General features: G+C 74.7%; 20 protein-coding genes and 2 pseudogenes. 6 read left to right on the top strand and 16 right to left on the bottom strand.

What is annotated here, in order from left to right:
* The coding region (locus tag AB0N76_RS33605; protein ID WP_363563737.1) for a hypothetical protein at positions 1-418 on the top strand (418 nt) is incomplete at its 5' end.
* Here AB0N76_RS33605 and AB0N76_RS33600 read toward each other — a convergent pair.
* From AB0N76_RS33600 to AB0N76_RS33580, 5 genes are all read right to left on the bottom strand, one after another.
* Positions 367-1,533: a ParA family protein gene (locus AB0N76_RS33600; RefSeq protein ID WP_363563735.1), complete on the bottom strand. Its 1,167-nt coding sequence runs from the start codon at positions 1,531-1,533 to the stop codon at positions 367-369. The genes AB0N76_RS33605 and AB0N76_RS33600 overlap by 52 nt on opposite strands.
* Positions 1,534-1,989: 456 nt before the next feature.
* A complete protein-coding gene (gene ald / locus AB0N76_RS33595) occupies positions 1,990-3,105 on the bottom strand; it encodes an alanine dehydrogenase (RefSeq protein WP_363563733.1) in 1,116 nt (371 codons plus the stop codon).
* Positions 3,106-3,366: 261 nt separating this feature from the next.
* A complete protein-coding gene (locus tag AB0N76_RS33590; RefSeq protein ID WP_363563731.1) occupies positions 3,367-5,487 on the bottom strand; it encodes an AAA family ATPase in 2,121 nt (706 codons plus the stop codon).
* A 299-nt stretch (positions 5,488-5,786) separates the two neighbouring features.
* Entirely contained in the window at positions 5,787-6,434 is a 648-nt protein-coding gene (locus AB0N76_RS33585; RefSeq protein WP_363563729.1) for an NUDIX hydrolase, read from the bottom strand.
* 92 nt (positions 6,435-6,526) lie between these two features.
* On the bottom strand, positions 6,527-8,173 hold the full coding sequence (locus tag AB0N76_RS33580) for a CTP synthase (RefSeq protein ID WP_363563727.1): 1,647 nt from the start codon (positions 8,171-8,173) through the stop codon (positions 6,527-6,529).
* An 818-nt stretch (positions 8,174-8,991) separates the two neighbouring features.
* Here AB0N76_RS33580 and AB0N76_RS33575 point away from each other — a divergent pair.
* A pseudogene (locus tag AB0N76_RS33575) lies at positions 8,992-9,159 on the top strand (trehalase-like domain-containing protein); the annotation flags it as partial.
* A gap of 174 nt (positions 9,160-9,333) precedes the next feature.
* A pseudogene (locus AB0N76_RS33570) lies at positions 9,334-11,040 on the top strand (glycoside hydrolase family 15 protein); the annotation flags it as partial.
* A 10-nt stretch (positions 11,041-11,050) separates the two neighbouring features.
* On the opposite strand, the gene AB0N76_RS33565 reads toward AB0N76_RS33570, so the two are convergent.
* The 3 genes from AB0N76_RS33565 to AB0N76_RS33555 form a co-directional block, all read right to left on the bottom strand.
* Positions 11,051-12,220, bottom strand: a complete 1,170-nt coding sequence (locus tag AB0N76_RS33565; RefSeq protein WP_363563725.1) for a glycosyltransferase family 4 protein — start codon at positions 12,218-12,220, stop codon at positions 11,051-11,053.
* Between the two features lie 179 nt (positions 12,221-12,399).
* Complete coding sequence (recN, locus tag AB0N76_RS33560) at positions 12,400-14,133, bottom strand: DNA repair protein RecN (protein ID WP_363563743.1); 1,734 nt, start codon at positions 14,131-14,133, stop codon at positions 12,400-12,402.
* Between the two features lie 88 nt (positions 14,134-14,221).
* Positions 14,222-14,791: a hypothetical protein gene (locus AB0N76_RS33555; protein ID WP_363563741.1), complete on the bottom strand. Its 570-nt coding sequence runs from the start codon at positions 14,789-14,791 to the stop codon at positions 14,222-14,224.
* A 294-nt stretch (positions 14,792-15,085) separates the two neighbouring features.
* Here AB0N76_RS33555 and AB0N76_RS33550 point away from each other — a divergent pair, with 294 nt between their 5' ends.
* Positions 15,086-16,630 carry a PLP-dependent aminotransferase family protein gene (locus AB0N76_RS33550; RefSeq protein WP_363563723.1) on the top strand — a complete coding sequence of 515 codons (1,545 nt, stop codon included), beginning with the start codon at positions 15,086-15,088 and terminating at the stop codon, positions 16,628-16,630.
* Positions 16,631-16,683: 53 nt separating this feature from the next.
* Here AB0N76_RS33550 and AB0N76_RS33545 read toward each other — a convergent pair whose 3' ends face one another.
* From AB0N76_RS33545 to AB0N76_RS33530, 4 genes are all read right to left on the bottom strand, one after another.
* The gene (locus AB0N76_RS33545; protein WP_363563721.1) at positions 16,684-17,586 is read right to left on the bottom strand and encodes an NAD kinase; all 903 of its coding nucleotides are present in this window, start codon (positions 17,584-17,586) and stop codon (positions 16,684-16,686) included.
* 92 nt (positions 17,587-17,678) lie between these two features.
* Positions 17,679-18,485 carry a TlyA family RNA methyltransferase gene (locus AB0N76_RS33540; protein ID WP_363563739.1) on the bottom strand — a complete coding sequence of 269 codons (807 nt, stop codon included), beginning with the start codon at positions 18,483-18,485 and terminating at the stop codon, positions 17,679-17,681.
* A gap of 66 nt (positions 18,486-18,551) precedes the next feature.
* On the bottom strand, positions 18,552-18,818 hold the full coding sequence (locus AB0N76_RS33535; RefSeq protein WP_363563719.1) for a hypothetical protein: 267 nt from the start codon (positions 18,816-18,818) through the stop codon (positions 18,552-18,554).
* Positions 18,811-19,617, bottom strand: coding sequence for a hypothetical protein (locus AB0N76_RS33530; protein ID WP_363563717.1), 807 nt, complete (start codon positions 19,615-19,617; stop codon positions 18,811-18,813). Before AB0N76_RS33530 ends, AB0N76_RS33535 begins: the two co-directional genes overlap by 8 nt.
* 162 nt (positions 19,618-19,779) lie before the next feature.
* Between AB0N76_RS33530 and AB0N76_RS33525 the strand changes: the two genes are divergently transcribed.
* Complete coding sequence (locus AB0N76_RS33525) at positions 19,780-20,127, top strand: SCP2 sterol-binding domain-containing protein (RefSeq protein ID WP_363563715.1); 348 nt, start codon at positions 19,780-19,782, stop codon at positions 20,125-20,127.
* 23 nt (positions 20,128-20,150) lie between these two features.
* Here AB0N76_RS33525 and AB0N76_RS33520 read toward each other — a convergent pair whose 3' ends face one another.
* Both AB0N76_RS33520 and AB0N76_RS33515 read right to left on the bottom strand, forming a co-directional pair.
* The gene (locus AB0N76_RS33520; RefSeq protein WP_363563713.1) at positions 20,151-21,194 is read right to left on the bottom strand and encodes an HAD-IIA family hydrolase; all 1,044 of its coding nucleotides are present in this window, start codon (positions 21,192-21,194) and stop codon (positions 20,151-20,153) included.
* Positions 21,195-21,228: 34 nt separating this feature from the next.
* Positions 21,229-21,864, bottom strand: a complete 636-nt coding sequence (locus AB0N76_RS33515) for a tetratricopeptide repeat protein (protein WP_363563711.1) — start codon at positions 21,862-21,864, stop codon at positions 21,229-21,231.
* A 93-nt stretch (positions 21,865-21,957) separates the two neighbouring features.
* Here AB0N76_RS33515 and AB0N76_RS33510 point away from each other — a divergent pair, with 93 nt between their 5' ends.
* A complete protein-coding gene (locus AB0N76_RS33510; RefSeq protein ID WP_363563709.1) occupies positions 21,958-23,328 on the top strand; it encodes a DUF1015 domain-containing protein in 1,371 nt (456 codons plus the stop codon).
* Positions 23,329-23,423: 95 nt separating this feature from the next.
* Here AB0N76_RS33510 and AB0N76_RS33505 read toward each other — a convergent pair whose 3' ends face one another.
* Together AB0N76_RS33505 and AB0N76_RS33500 are read right to left on the bottom strand one after the other, a co-directional pair.
* The gene (locus AB0N76_RS33505) at positions 23,424-24,185 is read right to left on the bottom strand and encodes a hypothetical protein (RefSeq protein ID WP_363563707.1); all 762 of its coding nucleotides are present in this window, start codon (positions 24,183-24,185) and stop codon (positions 23,424-23,426) included.
* Positions 24,185-25,366: a hypothetical protein gene (locus AB0N76_RS33500; protein ID WP_363563705.1), complete on the bottom strand. Its 1,182-nt coding sequence runs from the start codon at positions 25,364-25,366 to the stop codon at positions 24,185-24,187. Before AB0N76_RS33500 ends, AB0N76_RS33505 begins: the two co-directional genes overlap by 1 nt.
* Positions 25,367-25,962 lie beyond the last annotated feature (596 nt).

The following is a 25,962-nucleotide window of genomic DNA, read 5'->3' as shown; positions in this document are numbered from 1 at the left end:
CGGCCGCCGAACCCGGCGCACCGGCCGTCCGACGCGGCGCCCGCCGGTACCCGGCCGGGTCCCCGGCCGTGCCGGCACCGTCCTCGGCGCCCTCGGCGCCACCCTCGGCACGTCCAGCATCCGTCCGGCCACCAGGGGCACCGGAGGCACCGGCACCGCCGGAACCACCTACGCCGACACCGGCGCCGGCACCGTCCCCGGTGCCCGCACCACCCTCGACACCCTCGGCGCCGTCCGCTTCACCGACGCCGTTGACCGCCCGCGCGGTCTCCGGTCTGGGCGCCTCGACGGCCGAACGCGACGCGAGGGACGGCGACAGCGCCATCCCGCCGGTGGTTCGGAACAGCTCGTCGGCACCCGGGAGACTCACTCGGCGGGGCGGCACCGGTCGAGCACCTCCCTGGCGAGCTGGCGGTAGGCGGCGGCACCGACCGAATTGGTCGCGTACGTCGTGATCGGCTCGCCGGCGACCGTGGTCTCCGGGAAGCGCACGGTCCGCCCGATGACGGTGTGGAAGACGTGCTCGCCGAACGCCTCGACGACGCGCGCCAGCACCTCGCGGCTGTGCACGGTGCGCGAGTCGTACATGGTGGCGAGGATGCCGTCCAGGCGCAGCTCGGGGTTGAGCCGCTCGCAGACCTTCTCGATGGTCTCGGTGAGCAGCGCGACGCCGCGCAGCGCGAAGAACTCGCACTCCAGCGGCACGATGACGCTGTGAGCGGCGGTCAGCGCATTGACCGTCAGCAGGCCCAGCGAGGGCTGGCAGTCGATGATGACGTAGTCGTAGTCGGGCAGCAGCGGCTTCAGGGCGCGCGCCAGCGCGGACTCCCGGGCCACCTCGCTGACCAGCTGCACCTCGGCGGCGGAGAGGTCGATGTTGGACGGCAGCAGGTCCATGCCCGGCACGGCCGTCTTCAGCAGCACCTCATCGGCCGTCAGTCCACGCTCCATGAGGAGGTTGTAGACGGTGACGTCGAGCTCCATCGGGTTGACGCCGAGTCCGACGGAGAGAGCGCCCTGCGGGTCGAAGTCGACGAGCAGCACGCGGCGGCCGTACTCGGCGAGCGCCGCGCCCAGGTTGATGGTCGACGTGGTCTTGCCGACGCCGCCCTTCTGGTTGCACATCGCGATGATCTGCGCGGGGCCGTGCTCGGCCACCGGCGCGGGGATCGGGAAGTACGGCAGCGGACGTCCGGTGGGGCCGACCCGCTCGCGGCGCTGGCGCGCGGCGTCGGGGGCCAGCGTGGCGGCGTACTCCGGGTCCGGCTCGTACTCGGCGTCGGGGTCGTCGTAGGCGCCGTAGGCGAACTCGCCGTAGGCCAGGCCGTGGGCCGGCAGTTCGGCGTCGTAGTCGGTCACCGTGGTCACCTGTGCTGTGTTCTGGCGTGCTTCGAAGGTACGGAGTGCGACCGAGCCGACCTCGGCCGAGCCCACGGAGGGCTGCCGGGCCCCGGACTCCTCACTCGGCTGGCCGGCGGTGAGCTCCGCCAGTCCTGGCTGACCACCCCCGGGAGCAAATGTCGACTCATTCACAAGTCGTCTTACCTCCTTGGGCATCCAGGACTCTATGTCGATTCGTCAGCGTGGCAGCATGCCGACGGTTTGCGACTCTAGGCCGTTCAAGGCGTTCGCAGCAACACAATCCACGGTAGTCGGCAGGATGTGTCGACTATCAGGCGACCCTCTGTCAAGGGATGCGCGGGCCCTTGACCCTAACGTTTCCGCGGGCGGGCGACGTGGCGGGTGACGCGACCGACCCACATTGACGACAGAGCGACCCACCCGTGTCACCACCGGGGTCACCCCCGATGTCAGCACGGGATTCACCGCTCGTTCACATCGGATCCGGAGGTCGGCCGTCCCCCCTTCCACCCCTCTTCCATCCCGATTCCATCCTTCTTCCGTCCTTCTTCATCCCCCCGGCGAACGGGCATGGCGAAGCCCCCGGCCCGTGGGTGATCGGGCCGGGGGCGAAGCCGGTGTTCACGCTCAGGCGAGCACGGACTCCAGGGAGACGGACTCCAGGCCGAAGGCCTCGGCGACGGCGCCGAAGGTGATCTGGCCCTCGTGCACGTTCAGGCCCTTGGCCAGCGCGGCGTCGCGGCGCAGCGCCTCCTTCCAACCGCGGTTGGCCAGCTCGACGACGTAGGGCAGCGTCGCGTTGGTCAGCGCGTAGGTGGAGGTGTTCGGGACGGCGCCCGGCATGTTGGCCACGCAGTAGAAGACCGAGTTGTGGACCTCGAAGGTCGGCTCGGCGTGCGTGGTCGGGTGCGAGTCCTCGAAGCAGCCGCCCTGGTCGATGGCGATGTCGACGAGCACGGAGCCCGGCTTCATGCGGGAGACCAGCTCGTTGGTGACGAGCTTCGGGGCCTTGGCGCCCGGGATCAGCACGGCGCCGATCACCAGGTCGGCCTCCACGACGGCCTTCTCCAGCTCGAAGGAGTTGGACATGATCGCCTTGATCTTCGTGCCGAAGATCTTGTCGGCCTCGCGCAGCTTGTTGATGTCGCGGTCGAGCAGGGTCACGTCGTAGCCCATGCCGATGGCGATGGTGGCCGCGTGCCAGCCGGAGACGCCACCGCCGATGACGACGGCCTTGGCCGGGTGGGTGCCGGGCACGCCGCCGGGCAGGGTGCCGCGGCCGCCGGCCGGACGCATCAGGTGGTAGGAGCCGACCTGCGGGGCCAGGCGGCCCGCGACCTCGGACATCGGGGCGAGCAGCGGCAGGGCGCCGTTGGCGAGCTGCACGGTCTCGTACGCGATGGCGGTGGTGCCGGAGGCGACCAGCGCGTCGGTGCCGGCCCGGTCGGCCGCCAGGTGCAGGTAGGTGAAGAGCGTCTGGCCCTTGCGCAGGCGGTGGTACTCCTGCGCGATGGGCTCCTTGACCTTCAGCAGCAGGTCGGCGGTGGCCCACACCTCGTCGGCGGTGGGGAGGATGGTGGCGCCGGCGGCCACGTACTCCTCGTTGGGGATCGAGGAGCCGACACCGGCGTTGTCCTCGATGTAGACCTCGTGTCCGTTGCGGACCAGCTCATGCACGCCGGCGGGCGTGATGGCCACGCGGTACTCGTGGTTCTTGACCTCGCGGGGGATGCCGACCTTCACGGCTAAACACGTCCTCTTGCCATGGGGGTCCCTACCGGAGAAGACCGGCGGGCGACGCGCACGTGGGGAAGCCTCCGGAAGACACCGGGGCATGGCTCGCTGCGCGACTAGGTTTGAGTGTAATGAAGCCCAGGCGGCCTGTCAGCCTTCCAAAGTTTATAAATCCGCCGGACACATTGGCAGGTTCGTAGGCTTCCTGAGTGATCTTCCTGCCAAAGCCCTACCGACCGGGCATCTTCGACAATACTCCCGAACCACCCACTACCACCCGGCGACGGCCCGTTCCCGCAGCTCCGCGAGGGCCGCGCCGACGACCTCCCGGCCGCGTTCGTCGCCGAGCCTGCGCAGCACCGCGAGCGAGGCCCGGTACTCCCGCTCGGCCTCCTCGAACCGGCGCTGGGCGGCGTGCGCCTCGGCCACCCGGGCCAGCAGCCGGGCCTCCGCGGCCCGGTCGCCCATCGACTGCCGGACGCCCAGCGCCCGGCCGTACCAGTCGGCGGCGCGCACCGCGTCGCCGAGCGCCCGGTGGCAGCCCGCCGCGCCCTCCAGCGCCCGGGCGCAGAGCGCCTCGTCGTCGACCGAACGGGCGTGCTCCAGGGCGGCCCGGTAGTGCCCGACGGCCTGCTCCCAGTGGCCGGCGGCGGCCTGCAGGTCCCCCAGGTTGAGCAGCGCGGCGGAGGCGCGGCGCGGTCGGCCGTGCCGCTCGGCCACCGTCAGCACCAGCTCGTGCAGCTGGTGCAGGTCGGCGGGGGCGGCCGCGCCGGTCAGCGGCAGTGCCCGGAGCAGCGCGGTGACCAGCCGGCCGGCCGAACCGTCCAGGTCGCCCTGGCCGATCGCGTCGGCGACCGCGCCGAGCAGCAGGTCGCGCTCGCCGAGCAGCCACTGCCGGGCGTGCGCGGCGGAGGTCAGCCGCAGCGGGCCGGGCAGCGGGTCCGGACCGGCGGTGTCGGCGGGGTCGAGCAGCGCCCGGGCGGACTCGGTGAGCCGGACCATCCGCTCCAGCAGCCGGGCCCGGGCCAGCTCGATCTCGGCGGGCCGGTCCTCGCGGCCGCGGAGCCGGACCAGCCGCGGGTAGAGCCGTCCGGGGACGCGGTAGCGGACGGTGCCGTCGGCGGCCGGCGGCTCCTCGGCGAGCAGCTCCCGCTCGGCCAGCGCGGCCAGCGTCGCGGCGGCCTCCGGGGCCGGGCAGCCGACCAGCGCCGAGGCGGTGCGCGGGTCCGCGCACTGGGCCGGTGCCAGGGTGAGCGCGCGCAGCATCCGGGCCTGCGGGGCCGGCAGGGCGGCGTAGGCGAGGGTGAACGCGCCGATCAGCGGGTCGTTGTCGGGCACCGGGACGGGCTCGGCGGGCTCCGGTCCGGGCCGGACCCAGGCCGCCGGGTCCCGGGCGGGCTCCGCCGGCGTCGACGCGACGACGGCGGCCCCGGCGTCCCCCTTGTCCTCCCCGCTCTCCCTGCTCCCCTTGTCGTCCTTGTTGGCCTTCCCCTCCCGTTTCCCCCGGCTCCCCGGCCCCTCCTTGGCCGGCCGGCCCTTCACCGGCTGCCCCTTCGCCTCGGCGCCTGCGGCCGGCTCGGCGGCGTCCGCCGCCGGCTCCGGAACGGCCGCCTCCGCGACGGCGCGCACCAGCTCCTGCGCCGCCTCCGTCACCGCGAGCTTCGGGTTGCCGCGCAGCCGGCCCGCCATCAGCCGCAGCGCCGCCGGCTGCGAGCCGCAGGCCTCCGCCAGATCGGCGCCGCCGACCGGGTCGCAGCTGATCCGCGTGCCGCCGACCAGGTCGCCGAGCAGTTCGCCCGCGGCCGGCCGGTCGAGGCCGCCGAGGATGACCGGGTCGATGTCCTCGATCCCGGTGAGCGGTCCGGCGGTAGTGGCGAGCACCAGGCAGCCGGGCTCGTCGGCGAGCAGCGGCCACAGCTGGCCGGCGTCCCGGACGTCGTCCAGCAGCAGCAGGACGCGCCGCCCGGCCAGCGCCTCGCGCAGCGCGACGCACACCGGCTCGTCCCGGCCGTCCGCGGCGGCCCCGGGCAGCGGGACGCCGGCGGTGTCCGCGCCGAGCTGCTCCAGCAGCCGGCGGGCGGCCCGGGCGGGCGGCACCCGGCCGCCGTCGGGGGCGGAGAGCCGGGCGAACAGCACGCCGTCGGGGTACTGGGCGGCGACGGTGACGGCGAACCGGACGGCCAGCGCGGTCCGCCCCGAACCGGGGCGCCCGGCCAGCACCAGGACGGGACTGCGGCCCTCGGCCGGGCGGGCGGCGGCGGCCCGGAGCGCGGCCAGCTCGGTGCGCCGGCCGACGAACAGGCCGGGCCCGGCGGGCAGCCGGTCCAGCCCGGGAACGCGCTCGGCGGGCGCGCCGGGCCCGGCCTCCATCGTCGCCGTCTTCCTCGCCACCCGTGCCACTCCCGACGTCACCCAGCGCTCAGCGGAGGCGGCCCGGGGACGGGGCGCCCTGTCTGCGAAGCGTAGTTCGACCGTCCGGCTCAGCCGAGGTGACATCCGGTCGTACGAACCGGTAAATCACCCCCGCGGATCAACCCCGCCCCCCGGAAGCGAGCCGAAGGGGCGCGCCGGTGCCGAAAGGGAGAAGGGCCAAGCCGCCGACGAAGGAGGTGGTGCAGTGCCCGCCGACCGTCGGCGCCGGATCGGAGCGCCCCGGAGGCGAGCCGAGCGGCATCAAGAGGTGAGCGGCATCAGGCAGTGAACGGCCGGGCCGGCCACGGGGAGTCGGCCGGGCGCAGCGCGTCCAGTCCGTCCGGGCCGTGCAGGGCCGCGTACAGCGCCAGCGTGCCGGTGATCAGGGTGGGGTTGTGCAGCCGCCCGGCGTGGATCCGCCGGACCAGCTCCTCGACCGGCACCCGCGCGGACACCAGCTCCAGCTCCTCCCCGTGCGCCTGGTAGCGCTCGCCCTCGGCCTCGGTGAGGTCGGTGGCGAGGAAGAGGCGCAGCGCCTCGTCGGTGCCGCCGGGCGAGGTGTAGAAGTCGACCAGCACCCGCCAGGTATCGGCCTTGCAGTGCGCCTCCTCGTACAGCTCGCGCTGGGCGGCGTGCAGCGGGTTCTCGCCGGGCACGTCGAGCAGGCCGGCCGGCAGCTCCCACAGGCGCTGACGGACGGGGTGGCGGTACTGGCGCAGCACGAGCACCCGCTGCCGGTCGTCCAGGGCGAGGACGGAGACCGAGCCGGGGTGGGTCTGGTAGTCGCGGCGGGCCCAGCTGCCGTCGGGCATCCGGACCTCCTCGGTGCGGACCCCGGTGACCCGGCCCTGGAAGGGCGTGCTGCTCCCCCGGACCTCCCACTCCTCCGCCGCGTCGGCGACATCCACGGTGCTGCGGTCGTCCATCTGCTCTCCCCTTTTCGTCAGTACGACACAATCTAACGCCGAACGGCGGCCCCGCGGGAATCGCGGGGCCGCCGTCCGGTGAACAGCGGGACCTACTCGGCGGTGGCCGGGTCCGCCGTCTTGATCTCGATCGCGGCCTTCACCAGACCCGCGAACAGCGGGTGCGGGCGGGTCGGACGGGACTTGAGCTCCGGGTGGGCCTGGGTGGCCACCAGGTAGGGGTGCACCTCGCGCGGGTACTCGACGTACTCGACCAGGTCGCCCTTCGGGGAGAGGCCCGAGAAGATCAGACCGGTCTTCTCCAGGTCGGCCCGGTAGGCGTTGTTGACCTCGTAGCGGTGGCGGTGGCGCTCCTCGACGTACTGCTCGCCGCCGTAGACCTCGCGGACGATCGAGCCCTCGGCGAGCTTCGCCGGGTAGAGGCCCAGGCGCATGGTGCCGCCCAGGTCGCCCTTGCCGTCGACGATGGCCAGCTGCTCGGCCATGGTGGAGATGACCGGGTGCTTGGCGGCGGCGTCGAACTCGGTGGAGTTGGCCTCGGGCAGCCCGGCCAGGTTGCGGGCGGCCTCGATGACGACGCACTGCAGGCCCAGGCAGAGGCCGAGCAGCGGGATCTTGTTCTCGCGGGCGTAGGTGATCGCGCCGACCTTGCCGTTGACGCCGCGGTCGCCGAAGCCGCCGGGGATGCAGATCGCGTCGACGTCGCCGAGCTGCTCCTGCGCGCCCTCGGGGGTCTCGCAGTCGTCGGAGGTGACCCACTTGATCTCGACCCGGGCGTTGTTGGCGAAGCCGCCGGCGCGCAGCGCCTCGGTCACCGACAGGTAGGCGTCCGGCAGGTCGATGTACTTGCCGACCAGCGCCATCTTGACGATGTGCTGCGGCTCGTGGACGCGGCGCAGCAGGTCGTCCCAGGTGGTCCAGTCGACGTCGCGGAACGGCAGGTCCAGGCGGCGGACGACGTAGGCGTCCAGGCCCTCGCCGTGCAGCACCTTGGGGATGTCGTAGATCGACTTGGCGTCGATCGCGGCGACCACGGCCTCCTCGTCGACGTCGCACATCATCGAGATCTTGCGCTTGATCGCCTGCGGGACCTCGCGGTCGGCACGCAGCACGACGGCGTCGGGCTGGATGCCGATGTTGCGCAGGGCGGCGACCGAGTGCTGGGTCGGCTTGGTCTTCAGCTCGCCCGAGGGGCCGATGTAGGGGAGCAGGGAGACGTGGACGAAGAAGACGTTGTCCCGGCCGACCTCGTGGCGGACCTGGCGGACGGCCTCCAGGAACGGCAGCGACTCGATGTCGCCGACGGTGCCGCCGACCTCGGTGATCACGACGTCGACGTCCTCGGTCGCCATCCGGCGGATCCGGGACTTGATCTCGTTGGTGATGTGCGGGATGACCTGGACGGTGTCGCCCAGGTACTCGCCGCGGCGCTCCTTGGCGATGACCGTCGAGTACACCTGGCCGGTGGTGACGTTCGCCGAGCCGTGCAGGTTGGTGTCGAGGAATCGCTCGTAGTGACCGATGTCGAGGTCGGTCTCGGCGCCGTCGTCCGTGACGAAGACCTCACCGTGCTGGAACGGGTTCATCGTGCCCGGGTCCACGTTGAGGTACGGGTCGAGCTTCTGCATCGTCACGCGCAGGCCGCGGGCCTTGAGCAGGGCGCCGAGGCTGGAGGCGGTCAGGCCCTTGCCGAGCGACGAGGCGACACCCCCGGTGACGAAGAGGTGCTTGGTCGTCACGGCGCGGCTGTTCGATGCCTTGCCGGAATGGGGCTGTGCCAAGAGGGGGCTCCCGTGGGTCGCGTGTCGAAGGTGACGTGGTGGGAGGCTCGCGGCTCGCCGTTGCGACGGAGGGCGGTGCGGTGCACGGCGCCCAGGGGGTCGTCGGTTCGGCTGGTCCGGGGCGTTTGATCCCACCGGTCCACGGGATACCAGGGTATCAGTGACCCGGCCCGGACGCGTTCCGGCCCGCCGGCGGGCGGTCCCGGATCACCCGGATCCGGTCGGGAACCGCCGGGGGCGACCCGGGGGCGCACGCCTGGCGCACCACCGGCGCACCACCCGGCGCAGCTGTCACACCCGTCGCACCACCGGCCCGGGCGGGCCACCCCGGGGCGGCCCGGAGGGCTCGGCCGGGCCATCACCTGATCGCCTGTCCGGGCCATCCGGAGCTGATCCTTCCGAGCCATCCTGACCGGCTCCCCCGCGATGCGCGGTATTTCCGCCGAAATGCGGCGCCACACCGGGCTGCGTCCGCGTGCTTCGCCCCTTTCGTCCGTCGTAAGCTGCACGGACGCATCGCCGACAACACGAGCACGCGGAGGGCGTGGGAGGGTCAGGACGCCTCTCGGTCCCCGATGCGCGACCGGACCTCCCGCAATTCCCGCTCCTCCCCACCCACCCAGAGGCTCGATCGAGCCCTCGCGGACACTCCAGCAAGGCCTTCCACCACCCCACGGAAGGCCGGACGTCCCGGGGTGGCCTCCGGCCCCGCAGAACCGCTGGCTCCCCCTCGGATCGCCGATGCGTCGTGACCACATTGCGAACTGGAGATCCACGTGGCCGGCCGTATCGAGGACTACGCACTCATCGGGGACATGCAGACCGCCGCCCTGGTCAGCAGGGACGGAGCCGTGGACTGGCTCTGTCTGCCCCGGTTCGACTCGCCGGCGGTCTTCGCCGGCCTGCTCGGCACCGATGAACACGGCTTCTGGCGCATCGGCCCCGCCGAAGCGGTGGCCACCGACCTGCCCACCACCGCCGCCGCGCCCGCACCGACCGCGTCGGCACCCGGGTCCGCACCCGCACCCGCCGGGGCCGCGCCCGCCACCACCCGGGCCCGGCTCGCCGACACCGCCGACCTGCGGGTGCCCCCGCCCACCGCGGCCGCCCCCGCCGTGCCCGCCGACCGCCGCCGCTACCGGGGCGACTCGCTGATCCTGGAACAGGAGTGGGACGCCCAGGGCGGGACCGTCCGGGTGATCGACTTCATGCCGCCCCGCCCGCTGGCCGGCAAGGACGCCGTCCCCCAGATGATCCGGATCGTCGAGGGCGTGGCCGGCACCGTGCGGATGCGCTCGGCGGTGCGGATGCGGTTCAGCTACGGCCGGGTCGTCCCCTGGGTGCACCGGGTCGAGCAGCCCGACGGCGGCCACCGCACCGTCGCCGTGGCCGGCCCCGACTCGGTCTGGCTGGACGGCGAGGCCGAGACCTACGGCCGCGACCTCACCACCTACGCCGACTTCACCGTCACGGCCGGCGAGCGGATCGCCTTCGCGCTCACCTGGCAGGCCTCCCACCTGGAGGCGCCGACCGCGCCCGCCGCCGAGGAGCTGCTCGACGCGACCGCCGACTTCTGGCTCGACTGGGTCGGCCAGTGCACCTACCAGGGCCCCTACCGGGAGGCCGTGGTCCGCTCGCTGATCACCCTCAAGGGCCTCACCTACGCCCCCACCGGCGGGATCGTCGCCGCCCCCACCACCTCGCTGCCCGAGGACATCGGCGGCGAACGCAACTGGGACTACCGCTACACCTGGCTGCGCGACGCCGCGATCACCCTCTCCTCGCTGCTGCGCACCGGCTACCGGGACGAGGCCAAGGCCTGGCGCGAGTGGCTGCTGCGCGCGGTGGCCGGCGACCCGGAGAACCTGCAGATCATGTACGGCATCGCCGGCGAGCGCGAACTCACCGAGTCCTCGCTCGACTGGCTGCCCGGCTACGAGGGCTCCCAGCCGGTCCGGGTCGGCAACGGCGCGGCCGGCCAGCTCCAGCTGGACGTCTACGGCGAGGTCGTCGAGGCGCTCCACCTCGCCCACATGACCGGCCTGGTCCGCAACGACCACGCCCACCACCTCCAGCTGCGCCTGATCGAGTACCTGGAGGACCACTGGCAGGAGAAGGACGAAGGCATCTGGGAGGTCCGCGGCCCGCGCCGGCACTTCGTCCACTCCAAGGTGATGGCCTGGGTGGCGGTCGACCGCACCATCAAGCTGCTGGAGCAGACCCCCGAGGACGCGCCGGCCGGCGGCCACCTGGAGCGCTGGCGCAAGCTGCGCGACACCATCCACCAGGACGTCTGCGAGAAGGGCTACGACCCGGGCCGCAACACCTTCACCCAGTACTACGGCGGCCGGGAGCTCGACGCCTCGCTGCTGCTCATCCCGCAGGTCGGCTTCCTGCCGCCGGACGACAAGCGGGTGATCGGCACCATCGAGGCGATCCAGCGCGAACTGTCCACCGAGGACGGCTTCGTGCTGCGCTACCCGACCCACGACGAGTCCGGCAACAACGTCGACGGGCTCTCCGGCCACGAGGGCGCCTTCCTGGCCTGCTCGTTCTGGCTCGCCGACGACCTGGCCATGATCGGCCGGGTGCAGGAGGCCCGCGAGCTGTTCGACCGGCTGCTCTCGCTGCGCAACGACCTCGGGCTGCTCGCCGAGGAGTGGGACCCGCGGCTCAAGCGCCAGGTCGGCAACTTCCCGCAGGCCTTCAGCCACGTCCCGCTGATCGACACCGCGCTGCGGCTGACCGCCTGCGGCGGCGCCTACCTCTCGGCCCAGCCGGACGGCCTCGCCGCCGACCGCGCCGCCGAACAGGCCGCGGTCTGAACCGCGGCGGTCAGCGGTCGCGCTGCACCAGCTCGTCGTAGGTGCTGAGCACCTGGGCGACGGTGGCGGCCTCGTCCGGCCAGGTCTCCGCCTGCTGCCGGCCGGCCGCCACCAGGCGCTCGGCGCGCGCCGGGTCGGCCAGCAGCTCGCGCACCGCCCGGCCGAGCGCCACCGGGTCGCCGGCCGGGACCAGCACGGCGGCGTCCCCGACCAGTTCGGGGATGCCGCCGACGGCGGTCGCGACCACCGGCACGCCGGCCCGCATCGCCTCCTGGACCACCAGCGAACGGGCCTCCCAGCGGCTGGAGACCACCAGCACGTCGGCGGCGGCCAGCAGGTCGGGCACGTCGGTGCGGTAGCCGAGCAGTCGGACCGGCAGCTTCTCGACGGCCGCCCGCTCGCGCAGTCCGGCGGCTTCCGGGCCGTCCCCGGCCAGCACCACCAGCGGCTCCGGGTCGAGCGCTACGAGCTCGCGGGCGGCGTCCAGCAGCTGCCCGAACGCCTTCTGCGGGACGAGCCGGCCGACCGCCAGGACCAGCGGGCGGTCCACGCCGTCGCCGAGCAGCGCGGCCCGGGCCTGCGGCCGTGCCAGCCGGCCCTCGGGCATCGGCGGGGCGGCGACCGGGCCGAGCCGGGCGTCGCTGGCGCCCAGCTCCCGGGCCCGGGCGACCAGGTCGGAGGAGGCGCCGAGGACCAGGTCGGCGTTGCGCGCCACCCGGCGCTCCATCAGCCGCTGGAGGCGCCGCTCCATGCCGGTGGCGAGCAGCGCGTGGTGCGAGGTGACCACCAGCGGGGTCTCCGGGCGCAGGCCCGGGAAGCGGCCGGCGGTGCGCAGCGCGAGGTCGGACAGGAGCGCCGCGCGCAGGCCGTGGGCGTGCACCACGTCGGCGCCGGTGAAGGCGCGGCGCAGCTCGCCGATCGCGGTGGCGTCGCTGCGGGCGCCCGCGGTGGGGGTGATGTCGACCAGGTGGAACCGGGCACCGGTGCGGGAGAAGCCGAACAGCGCGTCGGCGTCGGCGGGGGCGCACACCGTGACGGTCACTCCGTGCGCGACCAGGCCCTGTGCCAGGGAGCGCACGTGCGCACCGATGCCGCCGCTGCTGGCGGCCAGGACGAGCACCGCGTGCAGCTGCCCCGGTTCGGGGGTGGCTGCGGCGGCCCGGGCGGCGGATTGGTCCACGTCGTCTCGCATCCGATTCGATCAAGTACGCGCGCCCCGGGCGGGGGTTGCCCGCCGGTGGCGCTCGGGGCTGGAAGGCCAGTGTCCAGCCGCCACCATGCCAGGTCGGCGGCCCTCTTGGACAGTCGGCGCCCCCGGTGGGGCGCGTCGCGACCGGTCGGCGAGGGCCGCGTCCCGTCCTACCGGTGGCGGGGGGCGCGGGCGGCGGCGAGCAGCTCCTCGGCGTGCGCCCGGCCGAGCTCGGAGTCCTCCAGGCCGGCCAGCATCCGGGAGAGCTCGCGGACCCGTTCCTCGTCGTTCAGCACCTTGACGCCGCTGCGGGTCACGGTGCCGTCGTTGGTCTTCTCGACCACCAGGTGGCGGTCGGCGAAGGCGGCCACCTGGGGCAGGTGGGTGACCACGACGACCTGGGCGCTCTCGGCCAGCTTGGCGAGCCGGCGGCCGATCTCGACCGCCGCCTTGCCGCCGACGCCCGCGTCCACCTCGTCGAAGAGGTAGGTGGGGACGGGGTCGGCGCCGGCGAAGACCACCTCGACGGCGAGCATCACCCGGGACAGCTCACCGCCGGAGGCGCCCTTGGCGATCGGCCGGGGCTGGGCGCCGGGGTGCGGGGCGAGCAGCACCTCGACCTCGTCCACGCCGTGCGGGCCGTAGGCGACGGTCCGGCCGTCGATCTCGATCCCGGACAGGTCGTCGACCTGGCTGATCGCGAAGGTGACCCGGGCGTGCGGCATGGCGAGTTCGGCGAGCTCGGCGGAGACGGCCGCCGCGAAGCGGCCGGCGGCGGCCTGCCGGGCGGCCGAGACCTCGGCGGCGAGGTCGGCCAGCTCGGCGCGCAGTTCGGTCTCCCGGGCGCCCAACTCGTCGATCCGGTCGTCGTCGCCGTCGAGTTCGGCGAGCCGGCCGGAGCCGGCCTCGGCCCAGGCGAGCACCTCGGCCAGCGAGTTCTCCGGGCCGCCGTACTTGCGCAGCAGCTGGGCCAGCACGGCCCGGCGGTCCTCGACGGAGGCGAGCCGGACCGGGTCGGCGTCCAGGTCGTCGGCGTAGCCGGCCAGGTCGCCGGCCACGTCGGCGAGCAGGTAGCCGACCTCGTTGAGCCGGTCGGCGAGGGCGGCGAGCCGCTCGTCGTGGTGGCGGACGGCGTCCAGGGCGCGGCGGGCCTGGGCGACCAGGGTGCCGGCGTCCAGCGCCTCCGGGTCGGCGGGGTCGCCGGCCAGCGCGGCGTGCGCGAGGGTGGCGGCGGAGGAGAGCGCGTCGGCGTGGCCGAGCCGCTCGGCCTCGGCGGACAGCTCCTCGTCCTCGCCGGCCACGGGTTCGGCGGCGGCGACCTCGTCCAGGCCGAACCGGAGCAGGTCGGCCTCCTGGGCGCGCTCGCGGGCCCGGGTGGTCAGCTCCTCCAGGGTCGCGGAGACCTCGCGCAGCCGCCGGTAGACCTCGCGGTAGCGGGCCAGCGGCTCGGCGACGGCCTCGCCGGCGTACCGGTCGAGGGCGCCGCGCTGGCGGGCCGGGCGGAGCAGCCGCTGCTGGTCGGTCTGACCGTGCACGGCGATCAGGTCCTCGCCGAGTTCGGTGAGCAGACCGACCGGGACGGCCCGGCCGCCGACGTGGGCGCGGGAGCGGCCCTCGGCGGAGACCGTCCGGCTGATCAGCAGCGCGCCGTCGTCGAGCTCGGCCCCGGCCTCCGCCGCGCGGGCGGCCGCCGGCGAGTCGGCGGGCAGTTCGAGCCGGCCCTCGACGACCGCCCGGGCGCTGCCGTTGCGCACCAGGCCCGGGTCGGCGCGGCCGCCGAGCAGTAGCCCGAGGCTGGTCACCACCATGGTCTTGCCGGCGCCGGTCTCGCCGGTCACGGCGGTGAAGCCGGGGGCGAGTTCGACCACCGCGTCGTCGATGACCCCAAGATCCCGTATCCGCATCTCGTCCAACACGGAGACGACCTTACGAGGTTCCGCCCCCGGCGCGCGACGAGCGGCAACGAGGCGTGGCAACTCGGTACCCGGAAGTTCATCCGTTCCGGGACGTTTGCTCCCGGCTTCGGCCCGCCTCGCGGTCCCCCTGCGGGACGGTGCACCAGGGCAGGAAAACCTGTGCGAGCGGGCCGATGGCCAGCGCGTACGCGACGGTGCCGACGCCGACGGTGCCGCCGAGCAGGATCCCCGCGGCCAGCACGGTCAGCTCGATCCCGGTCCGGATCAGCCGCAGCGACCGGCCGGTGCGCCGGTGCAGGCCGGTCATCAGCCCGTCGCGCGGCCCGGGGCCGAGCCGGGCGCCGATGTAGAGGCCGGTGGCCAGGCCGTTGAGCACGATCGCGCCAACCATCAGGGCGATCCGGGCGGCCAACGGGCCGGGGGCGCCGACCACGCGCAGGGTGAGGTCCATCGCCGTGCCGATCACCAGCACGTTGGCGACCGTGCCGACGCCGGGCAACTGGCGCAGCGGGATCCAGAGCAGCAGCACCAGCGCGCCGCAGATGGTCACCCAGGCCCCCACCGAGAGGCCGAAGGTGCGCTGCAGCCCCTGGTGGAAGACGTCCCACGGGTCGAGGCCGAGGCCGGAGCGGAGCATCAGGCCCATGCTGACGCCGTAGAGCACGAGACCGACGAGGAGCTGCGGCACCCGGCGGCCCAGCGCGTGGGTGTCGCCGAGCACCCGGACGGCGAGGCCCGGCCGCTCCGGGGCGTTCGCGGCTTCGGGCGGGGAGGTGACGGTGGCGGGGTCGGTGGTGGTGGCCATGGAATCTCCGGCAGGTGGTGCTGAACCGCCGGGAGGTCGGTCCCGGCGGTGGCGGCCGCCGCGGCCGCCCTGCCATGATGACCGGGCCAATGCAACCCTTGACAGGGCCAATCCCGAGCAAGTGGACTGATCGCCATGGCCGACTGGCAGACCACCGTCACTCCCCCGGCGCTCGCCCGGCTGCTCGCCGGCGCCCGGCTGCCCGAACCCCCGGGCGCCGCCCGCCGCCCCGCGTACCGGACGCTGGCCGCCCAGGTCCGGCTGCTGGTCTCCGAGGGCCGGCTGCCGGTCGGCGCCCGGCTGCCCGCCGAGCGCGAGCTCGCCCTCGCCCTGCGGCTCAGCCGCACCACCGTCGCCACCGCGTACGAGACCCTGCGCGCCGAGGGCTACCTGCACAGCCGGCGTGGCGCCGGCAGCTGGACCGCGCTCCCCGAGGGCGCCGCCCCGCCCAGCGACGCCCTGCACCCGGTGCCGCCGGACGAGCAGGGCCGGACGCTGGACCTCGGCGTGGCCGCCCTGCCCGCCCCGCAGCCGTACCTGTCCGCGGCCGCGGCCCACGCCGTCGAACAGCTGCCCGCGTACGCCGCCGGGCACGGCCACTACCCGACCGGCGTCCCGGTGCTGCGCGAGGCGGTGGCCCGCCGCTTCACCGAGCGCGGCGTGCCGACCACCCCCGACCAGATCCTGATCACCATCGGCGCGATGGGCGCCCTGCACCTGGTCCAGCAGACCCTGCTCAACCGCGGCGACCGGGTCGCGGTGGAGGCGCCCACCTACGCGCACACCCTCCAGGCGCTGCGGATCCACGAGGCCCGGCTGGTCCCGGTCCCCTTCGCCACTGCCCCGGACACCTGGCGGCACGCGGGCGAGCCCGCCGGGCCCGCCCGTCCCGCCTGGGACCTCGCCGAGTGGCGCCGGGTGCTGAACGGCGCCGCGCCGAAGGTCGCCTACGTGATCCCGGACTTCCACAACCCGACCGGCGCGCTGATCGACGAGGAGCAGCGGCGCGAGCTGCTGGCCGCCTCCCGGGCCGCCGGCGCGGTGGTCCTGGTCGACGAGACCACCGCCGAACTCGGCTGGGGCCTGCCCGACGGCACCCCGCCGCCCCGCCCGACGGCCGCCCTGGACCGCTCGGCCCAGGTGGTCACGGTCGGCTCGGCCGGCAAGCTGCTCTGGGGCGGCCTGCGGATCGGCTGGGTGCGGGCCGCGCCCGCGCTGATCCGCCGGCTGGCCACCGCGCGGGTCTACAGCGACGTCGGCGCCCCGGTCCTGGACCAGCTGATCGCCGCCGAGCTGCTGGGCGAGCGGTTCCTGCCGGACGTCCGCGCCCACCAGCTGACCCGGCTGCGGGACACCGCCGAGGTGTTCGCCCGCGAGCTCGGCGAGCGGCTGCCGCACTGGCGGTTCACCGTGCCGCCGGGCGGGCTGGCGTTCTGGGTCTCCACCGGCGGGGTCTCCGGCACCGCGCTGGCCCGGGCCGGCGAGCACGGCGGGGTCCGGCTCGCGGCCGGCAACCGCTTCGGGTCCGACGGCGCCTTCGAGCACCACATCCGGATCCCGCTCACCGTGCCCGCCGCCACCGTGCCGGACGCGGTCCGGCGGCTGGCCGGAATCGCCGCCCGGGCCGCCGACGGCGGACGCTGGCAGGGCGTCGACGACAGCCAGCCGCTCGCGGTCTGAATCCCAAGGTCTGACGCCCCGCCGGAACCGACGGGGCGTCAGACCTCACCTCGTCAGTGGGTGTTCGCCCGGCCGCGCCAACCGGTCACCGGCAGCGCGAACTTGGCCACCAGCCGGTCGGTGAACGGCGCCCGGTGCAGCCTGGCCAGCCGCACCGGGGTCTGCCCCCGGCGGACCTCCACCCGGGCACCGGCCGGCAGCTCCACCGAGCGCCGCCCGTCGCACCAGAGCACCCCGTGCGGGGTCTTCGGCTGCACCTCGACCGCCAGCACCGAGTCCGGCGAGGTCACCAGCGGCCGCGCGAACAGCGCGTGCGCGCTGATCGGCACCATCAGCAGCGCCTCCACCTCCGGCCAGACCACCGGCCCGCCGCCGGAGAACGCGTACGCCGTCGAACCGGTCGGCGTCGCGCAGACCACCCCGTCGCAGCCGAAGTTGGAGACCGGGCGGCCGTCCACCTCGGTCACCACCTCCAGCATCCGCTCCCGGGACGCCTTCTCGATCGACGCCTCGTTCAGCGCCCAGTCGTGGTGCACCACGTCGCCGTTGGTCCGGACGATCACGTCGAGGGTCATCCGCTCCTCGACCTCGTAGTCGGCGTCGACCACCCGCTCGACCACCACCGCCAGGTCGTCCCGCTCGGCCTCGGCCAGGAAGCCGACCCGGCCCAGGTTGATGCCGAGCATCGGCAGCCCGTGCTCGCGCGCCAGCTCGGCGCCGCGCAGCAGCGTCCCGTCCCCGCCCGCGACCAGGATCAGCTCGCAGCCGTCCGCCGCGCCGGGCCCCCCGGCCACCCGCTCCACGCCGTCCGGCAGGTCCAGGTCGACCGCCTCGGCGGCCAGCAGCCTGATCCGGATCCCCGCCTTCAGCAGGCCGTGCACCAGGCCCTCGACACTGCGCAGCGCCGCCTCGCGGCCCGTGTGCGCGATCAGGAAGACCGTACGTTCATCACTCATGCCCGCTGCCCTCTCCCTACGCCGGCCGGGTCACCGTCGACCCGGTACGGCCGCGCCACCCAGCATGACGGACCGGACGTCCGCAGAGCACCCTATCGGGGGCCCTCGGCGACGGCCCGGTCCGCCTCCGCCGGGTCCAGCGGCGGCGCGTCCCGGCGCAGCCAGAGGAAGTACTCGACGTTCCCGGACGGCCCGGGCAGGGGGCTCGCGGTGACCGCCCGCACGCCCAGTCCGAGCTCCCACGCCTGCCCGGCGACCTGGCGCACCATCTCGGCGCGCAGCTGCGGGCTGCGCACCACCCCGCCGCTGCCCAGCCGCTCCTTGCCGATCTCGAACTGCGGCTTGACCATCAGCACCAGGTCCGCGTCCGCGGCGGCGCAGCCGGCCAGCGCGGGCAGCACCAGGCCCAGCGAGATGAACGACAGGTCGCCGACCACCAGGTCGACCGGGGTCCCGCCGATCAGGTCCAGGGTCAGCTCGCGGACGTTGGTGCGGTCCATCACGGTGACCCGCTCGTCGCTCTGCAGCGACCAGGCCAGCTGCCCGTAGCCGACGTCCACCGCCAGCACCCCGGCGGCCCCGGCGCGCAGCAGCACGTCGGTGAAGCCGCCGGTGGACGCGCCCGCGTCCAGCGCCCGGCGGCCCTCGACGACCAGGCCCTGCGGGACGAACGCCGCGAACGCCCCGGCGAGCTTGTGGCCGCCGCGCGAGACGTAGTCGGGGTCGTTGTCGTCCTTGGCCACCACGACCGCCGCCGAGGTCTCCACCTGGGTGGCCGGCTTGGTCGCGGTGGTGCCGCCGACGGTCACCCGGCCGGCCGCGATCAGCTCGGAGGCGTGCTCCCGGGACCGGGCCAGCTTGCGGCGGACCAGCTCCGCGTCGAGTCGGCGTCGTGCCACTGCCACTGGTGTTTCAGCTCCTACAGGTGGTTCCGGGGTGGTGCTCGTGCGCCCGCTCGGCCCGGGTCAGTCCCGGTCGAGCGCGGCCAGCGCGTCGGCCAGCCGCTGATGGACATCTTCGTACACCGGGACGTGCGCGTCCGCCGGCACCCCGTCCAAGGCCTCCAGCCGGGCCAGGCCGGCGTCCACCGCCGGGTGGCCGGTGGGGGTCAGCTCGACGCCCAGCGGCAGCGCCTCGCCGGTCGGCAGGGCGGGGCCGGACCCGAGGTCGGGATCGGTGTCGGGTCCGGGCTCGGCGTCAGGTCCGGGATCGACGTCGGCGGGCTCAGGCATCGGGCTTCTTCGGCTTCGGGGTGGTGGTCCGGCGGACGGTGGTCTTCTTGACGGCGGCGGCCCGCTTGGCGGGCGGCTCCTGCCCGGCCTCGGCGGTCTTCGCGGTCGCGGTCTTCTTCACGGCCGTCTTCTTCACCGCGGTCTTCTTCGCGGCGGCCTTCTTCGCCGGAGCCGCAGCGGTCTTCTTCGCCGGAGCGGGGGCCTTCTTCGCGGGGGCCTTCTCCAGCGAAGCCGCCGCGGCCGCCGCGACCGCCGTGCCGTTCGGCGGCACCGGCGGGTCGACCTCGACCGGCTCGTCCACCGCTATCCGCTCGGCCTCCGCCGGGGCCTTCGCCCCGCGCTCCGCCGGCTCGCGCCGCCCGGCCTCGCCCTGCCCCGTCTCACGCTCCCAGCCGTCCTCGAACAGCCCACCGGCCCGGGGCGCCGGAGCGGGCGCCGACGCCGACGCCGGAGCGGCCTCCTCCTCGACCTCGCGCAGCTTGCTCTCCAGGTAGGCCAGCACCACGCCGACCTTGGTCACCTGGTCGCCGACCTTCTCGAACACCTTCTCGACCTCGCCGCGCGCCACTCCGACCGCCAGGTCCACCCCGGCCCGGCCGGCCGTCACGGCCTCCCCCGCCAGGGTCTGCAGCGACTGCGCCGACGGCGGGAACTGCCCGCCGAGCCGGCGCTCCACCTCCGCGACGTCGATCCCGCCCTTCTCCAGCAGGCCGGCCGCCGTCCCGACGACCCGCTTGCCGACCTCCTCCACCAGTACGGCCGCGGCCTCCACCGCTCCTCGCACCGTCTTCGGCAGCATCCGGGTGCCTCCCAATCGCCTGCGCGTTCCGTCGTCCGCTCGTTCCGTGCCACGCGGTGCCCGGACGAACCGGGCATCCCACCGACGACGCTACCCCCTGAAACGGCCTGCGGTACCGTGGCCCGGCAGTCATCCGGCCGCTCAGGGAGGGGATCCGCCGCCATGGCCGACGCCGAGGAGTGCCGCCGGGCACTGGAACAGCTCAGTCACAACCTCGCCAGGTCCACCGGCAGCGTCCGCAAGGCCGCCGAGCTGGACCGCTCGCTCAGCTGCCGGATCACCGACCTCGACCTGACCTTCACCGGGCGGCTGAGCGACGGCAGCATCCGGGACCTCCGGGAGGCCCCCGGCGCCCCGGCCGCGAAGGCCGACATCCGGCTCACCATGTCCAGCGACGACCTGGTCGCCCTGGTCGGCGGGAAGCTCAACTTCGCCGCCGCCTGGGCCGGCGGCCGGGTCAGGCTGGAGGCGGGCTTCCGCGACCTGCTGCGGCTGCGCACCCTGCTCTGACCCGACCGCCCACCGCTCAGGCCTCAGAAGCCCAGCTCGGCCAGCGCCTTCCGCCCGTCCACCGACGCGCCGTCCGCGTCCTGCGCCGTCCACGCCGCCGCGCACAGCGCCCGCAGCCCGTCCCAGCGGTCCGCGCCGACACCCTCCAGCCGCAGCACGCCGTCCTCCGCCACCGCGACGAAGCCGCCGCAGCCGAAGCCGCCGCCCGCCACCGCCGTCACCGGCGCGTGCGCGGTCAGCAGCCCCCGCAGGTCCGCCGACAGGTAGGTCGGCCGGTGCTCGACCGGCGCCGCCAGCAGCTGGGCCGCCGTGGTCACCCCGGTGAACACCAGCAGGCTGTCCACCCCGCCGTTGAACGCGCCCTCGATGTCGGTGTCCAGCCGGTCGCCGACCACCAGCGGCCGCTTGGCACCCGTCCGCAGCACCGTCTCCCGGTGCATCGGCGGCAGCGGCTTGCCCGCCACCTCCGGCTCCACCCCGGTCGCCGCCCGCACCGCGGCCACCAGCATCCCGTTGCCGGGCGCGATCCCGCGCGCGTTCGGCACCGTCGCGTCGAGGTTGGACGCCACCCACGGCAGGCCGGACTGCACCGCGTACGAGGCCTCCGCCAGGTGCGTCCAGCCCACCGAGGCGTCGAAGCCCTGGACCACCGCGAGCGGCTCCTCGGCCAGCGTCCGGACGGGCACCAGGCCGCGCTCGGCCAGCGCCTCCTCCAGCCCCAGCCCGCCGACCAGCAGCACCTTCGCCCCGGCCGGCAGCTTCTCGGCGAGCAGCCGGGCCGCCGCCTGGGCGGAGTTGATCACGTCGTCGGCCTCGGCGGGCACGCCCAGCTCGGTCAGGTGCTCGGCCACCACCCGGGGCGGCCGGGACGCGTTGTTGGTCACGTACGCCAACCGCATCCCCCCGGAGCGGGCCGCCGCGAGCGACTCCACGGCGTACTCGATCGCGTTCGGTCCGGCGTACACCACGCCGTCGAGGTCCAGCAGCGCCGTGTCGTACGCCTCGGTCAGGGGCAGCTCGCTGCCGCCGGGGGCGGTCCGTCGCACGGTGGTGGCCGTCTCGGTCATGCCTGCTCTACCTCACTCATCGCGTCAGTCGTCCTCATCCGTCGTCTTCCGTCCGCGCCGGGCCCCGCCCGGCCCCCCGGCCCTCCGGACGCTCCGCCTCCTCCGGCGGCACGCCCGTCCCGGCCGGCGGCTCCAGGTAGCCCGGAGCCCCGGGCAGCAGCGGCCCGAACGCCCCGGCGCGGGCCGCCAGCGTCGCCCGGGTCTGCCGCAGCGCGGCCCGGTAGTGGTCGGACTCCGGCCGCATCGCCACGGCCAGCGCCAGGTGCTCGGCGGAGGTCTCGAAGTCGCCCAGCCGGGCCGCCGCGACCCCCCACCCGAACTGAGCGTAGTCGTCCGACGGATCGGCGATCGCCACGGCCCGGAAGTTCTCCAGCGCCGCCTCGTACGACCCGGCGTCGAACTGCGCCCGCGCCAGCGTCTCCCGGATGCTGCGCGAGTCCGGCTCGGCCGCCGCCGCCCGGGCCAGCAGCTGCTCGGCCGCCGCCGGGTTGCCCTGCGCGAGCAGCCGCCCACCCCGCCGGAACCAGTCGTAGACGTCCCCCGTGGGCTCGCCGGACCGCTCCTGCTGCTCCGGCACGCCCCCGCCGCCGGCCCCGCCGGTGCCCCCGTCCGCGAAGCCGCCGATGCCGTCGTCCACCCGCTCGTTCACCCACTCGTTGCGCTCGTCCACCCGGTACCTCGCCCTCGGTCACGACACCCGCCCACCGGACCGGCACGGGTGTTCCGATCTCTGAACAACGCGTACCCGGTTACGATGCCCAGAATGAGCACACCCAGTGCAGAAAGCGGAGTGGAGTCTCCGCAGGGCGGCCCCGGCGATCCCGGGCACGTCGCCACCGCAGGTCTGTCCCTGTCCCCCTTCCGCGGCCTGAGGTACGTCCCCGACCGGGTCGGCACCCTGGCCGCCGTCACCTCACCGCCGTACGACGTCGTCGACCCCGGCCGCCGGCTCGACCTGGAGACCGCCGATCCGCACAACGTGGTCCGGCTGATCCTGCCGCGCCCCGAACCCGAGGACACCGGCGACCGCCCCGACCGCGACACCCGCTACCGGCACGCCGCCCGGCTGCTGCGCGAGTGGCAGCGCGAGGGCGTGCTGGCCGCCGACCCGCGCCCCGCGCTGTACGTCTACGAGCAGCGCGTACCGGCCACCGCCGGCGCCCCCGAGGTGCTGCAACGCGGCCTCATCGGCGCCCTCGCGGTCAGCGGGCCCGAGGCCGGCGTGGTCCTCCCGCACGAGGACGTGATGCCCCGGCCGGTCGCCGACCGGGTCGGGCTGATGCGCACCACCCGCGCCAACCTCGAACCGCTGCTGCTCACCTACCGCGGCGGCGGCGGGGCCTCGGACGTGGTCGAGCGCACCGTCCGGGCCGAGCCGCTGCTCACCACCACCACCTCCGACGGCACCCACCACCGGCTGTGGGCCGTCACCGACGCCGCCGACATCGCCGAGATCGGCCGCGACCTGGCCACCTGCCGGGCGCTCATCGCCGACGGGCACCACCGCTGGGAGATGTACCTGCGGCTCCAGCGCGAGCACCGGCACCTGCCCCGCAGCCCCTGGGACCGCGGCCTGGTGCTGCTGGTCGACACCGCCCGCTACCCGCTGCGGGTCCGGGCCATCCACCGGGTGCTGTACCGGCTGCCGGTCGCCGAGGCGCTGGAGCGGCTCGGCGACGCGTGGCAGGTCAAGGAGGTCCCCGGCCCGCTGGAGACCGCCCTGCAGGCGCTCGCCGAGCAGAAGCGGCACGGCGGCAGCGGGTTCCTGCTCACCGGCGGGGACGGCGTCTACCGGCTCGTCGCCGACCCCGACGAGGCCCTGCTCGACGCCACCGTGCCGCAGGACAAGCCCGAGGAGTGGCGCCACCTGGACGCCACGATCCTGCACGCCACCCTGCTCGACCACACCTGGCGGATCCCCGACGGCCCCGACGACATCGGCTACCTGCACACCGCGGTCGCCGCCGAGCGCGAGGCCGCCCGCACCGGCGGCACGGCCGTCCTGCTGCACCCCGTGCGGGAGAGCGTGGTGCGCCGGCTGGCCGAGCAGGGCGTCACGATGCCGCGCAAGTCCACCTCCTTCGGCCCGAAACCGGCCACCGGACTGGTGCTGCGCAACCTCGAACTGGGCTGAGGCCGACCGGCCCGCCCCCCAACGCAGTGGGGCCCTGCCGCACCCCGGGATCTCCCGGAGTGCGGCAGGGCCCCACTCGTCATCGCCTGCGGCGACTACTTGGCGTCGGCGGCACGCTCCGGCACCACGCCGTCGAAGTCCTCGTCGATCTCGACGTCGTCCTCGTCGTAGAACTCCTCGACGTCCTCTTCGTCCTCGAAGATCTCCCGCTCGTCCGGCACGCCGCCGCCCTTGCGCTTCGCCGGCTCCTCGGCGGCCAGCTCGGCCTCCTCCTCGGCGAGCTCCGGGTCGAGCGCGTCCACGAACTCCAGGCCGTCGATCTCGGCCAGGCGCTCGGCGGCGTTGGTCGAACCCTCGGTGTCGGCCTCGGTGGCCTTGACGAACCAGTCACGGGCCTCGTCGGCACGGCCGGCGGCGATCAGCGCCTCGGCGTAGGCGTACCGCAGCCGCGCGGTCCACGGCTGCACCGAGTTCGAGGCCAGCTCCGGGCTCTGCAGGGTGACGACGGCCGCGTCGAACTGCTCCATGTCGGACCGCGCACCGGCCGCGACCAGGCGCATCTCGACCTGGCCGGCCTTGTCCAGCTGCTTGACCTCCGGCTCGCCGGCCATCGCCAGCGCGCGCTCGGGGCGGCCCAGACCGCGCTCGCAGTCCGCCATGACCGGCCACAGGTCGACCCGGCCGGTCATCCGGCGGGCGGCGCGGAACTCGGTCAGCGCCTCCGAGTAGCGCTGGGTCATGTACGAGGCGAAGCCGGCCGCCTCGCGGACGGCGGCGACGCGGGACGCCAGCCGCAGCGCGATGCGCGAGTACTGGTAGGCCTCCTCCGGCTCGCTGTCGAGCAGGCGGGCGACCATCACCAGGTTGCGGGCGACGTCGTCGGCGAGCGTCTTGGGCAGGCTCTTGAGCTCCTGGCGGACGTCCGCGTCGATCTCGAAACCGGTGACGTCCTCCGGGATCGGCAGGCGCTTGACGGGCTCGTAGTTGCCACGGCGGTCGTCGTAGTCCCGGCCGCCGCGCTCGTCGCGGCCGCCACGGTAGCCGCCACGGTCACCACCGCGGTCGTCACGGCCGCCGCGGAAGCCGCCACGGTCGCCACCGCGGTCACCACGGTCGTCACGGCGGAAGCCGCCACGGTCGCCACCACGGTCGTCACGGTCACGGCCGTAGCCGCCCGAGGGGCGGTCATCGCGGCGGAAGCCGCCACGGTCGCCACCACGGTCATCGCGGTCACGGCCGAAACCACCCGAGGGGCGGTCGTCGCGACGCGGACGGTCGTCACGGTCGTCCCGACGGAACCCACCCGGGCGGTCGTCCCGACGGAAGCCACCGCCACCCGAGGGGCGGTCATCGCGACGGAAGCCACCACCGGACGGACGGTCGTCGCGGCGGAAGCCACCGCGGTCGCCACCACGGTCATCGCGGTCACGACCGAAACCACCCGAGGGGCGGTCATCGCGACGGAAGCCGCCACCGGACGGGCGGTCATCGCGGCGGAAGCCGCCACGGTCGCCACCACGGTCGTCACGGTCACGGCCGAAACCACCCGAGGGGCGGTCATCGCGACGGAAACCGCCGCCGGACGGACGGTCGTCACGGCGGAAGCCGCCACGGTCGCCACCACGGTCATCGCGGTCACGACCGAAACCACCGGACGGGCGGTCGTCACGACGGAAACCGCCGCCGGCCGGGCGCTCATCGCGGCGGAAGCCGCCACGGTCGCCACCACGGTCATCGCGGTCACGACCGAAACCACCCGAGGGGCGGTCGTCGCGACGCGGACGGTCGTCACGGTCGTCCCGACGGAACCCACCCGGGCGGTCGTCCCGACGGAAGCCACCGCCGCCCGAGGGGCGGTCATCGCGGCGGAAGCCGCCACCGGACGGACGGTCGTCACGGCGGAAACCACCGCGGTCGCCACCACGGTCATCGCGGTCACGACCGAAACCACCCGAGGGGCGGTCGTCACGGCGGAAGCCGCCACCGGCGGGGCGGTCATCGCGGCGGAAGCCGCCACGGTCGCCACCACGGTCGTCACGGTCACGGCCGTAGCCGCCCGAGGGGCGGTCGTCACGGCGGAAGCCGCCGCCGGAGGGGCGGTCATCGCGGCGGAAGCCGCCACGGTCCCCGCCACGGTCGTCACGGTCACGGCCGTAGCCGCCCGAGGGGCGGTCGTCACGGCGGAAGCCGCCGCCGGAGGGGCGGTCGTCACGACGGTCGTCGCGGCGCGGACCACGGTCGTTGGACCAGCCCCCGCGAGACCGGGGCTCGTAGCCGCGGCCGTCGTCCGATCGACGCTCGGGACGGTCCTGAGGCTGGTTCGACATCGTGGTGACTCCTTCTGCTGCTTCATCTCCACCGCGGGACGGGCGACACCACTGCCCCCACGCGGTTCGGCGCCGGCCTCCTGGCCGTACACCGTGTCTCCATTGTCCGGCATCCGGAGACACCCCGCGCCTGGGCGGAGGTCCCGTTCTGCCGGTCGTGCAACGCAAAAAAAGCCGCGGCCCCAGCGAATCGCTGGGGCCGCGGCTTTTGAATGATTGTTCGGCGGCGTCCTACTCTCCCACAGGGTCCCCCCTGCAGTACCATCGGAGCTGTTAGGCGTAGCTTACGGGTTAGGAAAGTAAACGG

This window comes from Kitasatospora sp. NPDC093806, from assembly GCF_040683335.1.
GTDB lineage: Bacteria > Actinomycetota > Actinomycetes > Streptomycetales > Streptomycetaceae > Kitasatospora.
The sequence above is the reverse complement of the archived record's forward strand: the minus strand, read 5'-3'. Positions and strand labels throughout refer to the sequence as shown.